The sequence below is a fragment of the Burkholderia alba genome, from assembly GCF_034721475.1.
Classification (GTDB): domain Bacteria; phylum Pseudomonadota; class Gammaproteobacteria; order Burkholderiales; family Burkholderiaceae; genus Burkholderia; species Burkholderia alba.
In genome coordinates this window covers 1-3,474 of sequence record NZ_JAWJWL010000097.1, presented here as the reverse complement: position 1 = coordinate 3,474, position 3,474 = coordinate 1, and the positions used below count along the sequence as shown (strand labels likewise).

Below are 3,474 nucleotides of genomic sequence, written 5' to 3'. Positions count from 1 at the left end.
AGTCGTGCTCAACCCCGTCGACAGCGAGGTAATTCCGCTCGTTGCCGTGCTCAGGCCCGTCGAGGTCGACGTCGACAGCGAAGTAATCGAACTGTTCGCACTCGACAGTCCCGTCGAAGTCGACGTTGACAACGACGTGATCGAACTCGTCGCCGTCGACAGCCCAGTTGAGGTGGACGACGACAGCGAAGTCACCGTGCTGTTGGTCGTGCTCAGCCCTGTCGACAGCGAGGTAATTCCGCTCGTCGCCGTGCTCAGGCCCGTCGAAGTCGACGTGGACAACGACGTAATTGAACTCGTCGCCGTCGACAGCCCGGTGGAGGTGGACGACGACAGCGAGGTCACCGTGCTCTTCGTCGTGCTCAGACCCGTCGACAGAGACGTAATTCCGCTCGTCGCCGAGCTCAGGCCCGTCGAAGTCGACGTTGACAACGACGTGATCGACCTCGTGGCCGTCGACAGTCCGGTCGAGGTGGACGACGACAGCGAGGTCACCGTGCTCTTCGTCGTGCTCAGACCCGTCGACAGCGACGTAATTCCGCTTGTCGCCGTGCTCAGGCCCGTCGAGGTTGACGTCGACAACGATGTAATCGAACTGTTCGCGCTCGACAGACCCGTCGAGGTTGACGTTGACAACGACGTGATCGAACTCGTGGCCGTCGACAGTCCGGTCGAGGTGGACGACGACAGCGAAGTCACCGAGCTATTGGTCGTGCTCAGACCCGTCGACAGTGACGTGATTCCGCTCGTTGCTGTGCTCGGACCCGTCGAGGTTGACGTTGACAACGACGTGATCGAACTCGTGGCCGTCGACAGTCCGGTCGAGGTGGACGACGACAGCGAAGTCACCGAGCTATTGGTCGTGCTCAGACCCGTCGACAGTGACGTGATTCCGCTCGTTGCTGTGCTCAGACCCGTCGAGGTTGACGTTGACAACGACGTAATCGAACTCGTCGCCGTCGACAGCCCCGTCGACGTGGACGACGACAGCGATGTCACAGTGCTATTCGTCGTACTCAACCCCGTCGACAGCGAGGTGATTCCGCTTGTCGCCGTGCTCAACCCCGTCGAGGTCGACGTCGACAAAGAAGTAATCGAACTCGTCGCCGTCGACAGCCCCGTCGACGTGGACGACGACAGCGATGTCACAGTGCTATTCGTCGTACTCAACCCCGTCGACAGCGAGGTGATTCCGCTTGTCGCCGTGCTCAACCCCGTCGAGGTCGACGTCGACAAAGAAGTAATCGAACTCGTCGCCGTCGACAACCCCGTCGAAGTGGACGACGACAGTGAGGTCACCGTGCTATTAGTCGTGCTCAGCCCCGTCGACAACGACGTGATCGAACTCGTCGCTGTCGACAACCCCGTCGACGTGGACGATGACAACGATGTCACCGTGCTGTTGGTCGTACTCAACCCCGTCGACAGCGATGTGATCCCGCTTGTCGCCGTGCTCAGACCCGTCGAGGTCGACGTCGACAAAGAAGTAATCGAACTCGTCGCCGTCGACAGCCCCGTCGACGTGGACGATGACAGCGATGTCACCGTACTGTTGGTCGTACTCAGCCCCGTCGACAGTGACGTGATTCCGCTTGTCGCCGTGCTCAGGCCCGTCGAAGTCGAAGTCGACAAAGAAGTAATCGAACTGTTCGCGCTCGACAGTCCTGTCGATGTCGAGGTAGACAAAGACGTAATCGAACTCGTGGCCGTCGACAGGCCGGTCGAGGTGGACGACGACAGCGATGTCACCGATCTATTCGTCGTACTCAACCCCGTCGACAGCGACGTGATTCCGCTCGTCGCCGTGCTCAGACCCGTCGAGGTCGACGTCGACAAAGAAGTAATCGAACTGTTCGCGCTCGACAGTCCTGTCGATGTCGAGGTAGACAAAGACGTAATCGAACTCGTGGCCGTCGACAGTCCGGTCGAGGTGGACGACGACAGCGATGTCACCGAGCTATTGGTCGTGCTCAGACCCGTCGAGGTTGACGTTGACAACGACGTGATCGAACTCGTGGCCGTCGACAGTCCGGTCGAGGTGGACGACGACAGCGATGTCACCGAGCTATTCGTCGTACTCAACCCCGTCGACAGCGACGTGATTCCGCTCGTCGCCGTGCTCAGACCCGTCGAGGTTGACGTTGACAACGACGTGATCGAACTCGTGGCCGTCGACAGTCCGGTCGAGGTGGACGACGACAGCGATGTCACCGAGCTATTCGTCGTACTCAACCCCGTCGACAGCGACGTGATTCCGCTCGTCGCCGTGCTCAGACCCGTCGATGTCGAGGTAGACAAAGAAGTAATCGAACTCGTCGCCGTCGACAGCCCAGTTGAGGTGGACGATGACAGCGATGTCACCGTGCTATTGGTCGTGCTCAGCCCCGTCGACAGCGAGGTAATTCCGCTCGTCGCCGTGCTCAGGCCCGTCGAAGTCGACGTGGACAACGACGTAATAGAACTCGTGGCCGTCGACAGGCCGGTCGAGGTGGACGACGACAACGATGTCACCGTGCTGTAGGTCGTACTCAGCCCCGTCGACAGGGACGTGATTCCGCTTGTCGCCGTGCTCAACCCAGTCGATGTCGACGTAGACAACGAAGTAATCGAACTCGTCGCCGTCGACAGCCCAGTTGAGGTGGACGACGACACCGACGTGACCGTGCTGTTGGTCGTGCTCAGCCCTGTCGACAGCGAGGTGATCCCGCTTGTCGCCGTGCTCAACCCCGTCGATGTCGAGGTAGACAAAGAAGTAATCGAACTCGTGGCCGTCGACAGCCCGGTCGAGGTGGACGACGACAACGATGTCACCGTGCTGTTGGTCGTACTCAGCCCCGTCGACAGTGACGTGATTCCGCTTGTCGCCGTGCTCAGACCTGTCGAGGTTGACGTTGACAACGACGTGATCGAACTCGTGGCCGTCGACAGCCCAGTTGAGGTGGACGACGACAGCGATGTCACCGAGCTATTGGTCGTACTCAGCCCTGTCGACAGCGACGTGATTCCGCTCGTCGCCGTGCTCAGACCCGTCGAGGTTGACGTTGACAACGACGTGATCGAACTCGTGGCCGTCGACAGTCCGGTCGAGGTGGACGACGACAGCGACGTGACCGTGCTGTTGGTCGTACTCAGCCCTGTCGACAGCGACGTGATTCCGCTCGTCGCCGTGCTCAGACCCGTCGAGGTTGACGTTGACAACGACGTGATCGAACTCGTGGCCGTCGACAGTCCGGTCGAGGTGGACGACGACAGCGACGTGACCGTGCTGTTGGTCGTACTCAGCCCTGTCGACAGCGACGTGATTCCGCTCGTTGCCGTGCTCAGGCCCGTCGAGGTTGACGTCGACAAAGAAGTAATCGAGCTGTTCGCGCTCGACAGTCCTGTCGATGTCGAGGTAGACAAAGACGTAATCGAACTCGTGGCCGTCGACAACCCAGTTGAGGTGGACGACGACAGCGATGTCACCGTGCTATT

Annotated in this window: 2 protein-coding genes; both read left to right on the top strand. The window is 60.1% G+C overall.

Annotated elements, in window-relative coordinates; translation table 11 throughout:
- On the top strand, positions 1-2,521 hold a 2,521-nt coding region (locus RZR99_RS32370), incomplete at its 5' end, for a hypothetical protein (RefSeq protein ID WP_323123767.1).
- A gap of 27 nt (positions 2,522-2,548) precedes the next feature.
- Positions 2,549-3,474: hypothetical protein (locus tag RZR99_RS32365; protein ID WP_323123766.1), on the top strand; the 926-nt coding region annotated here is incomplete at its 3' end.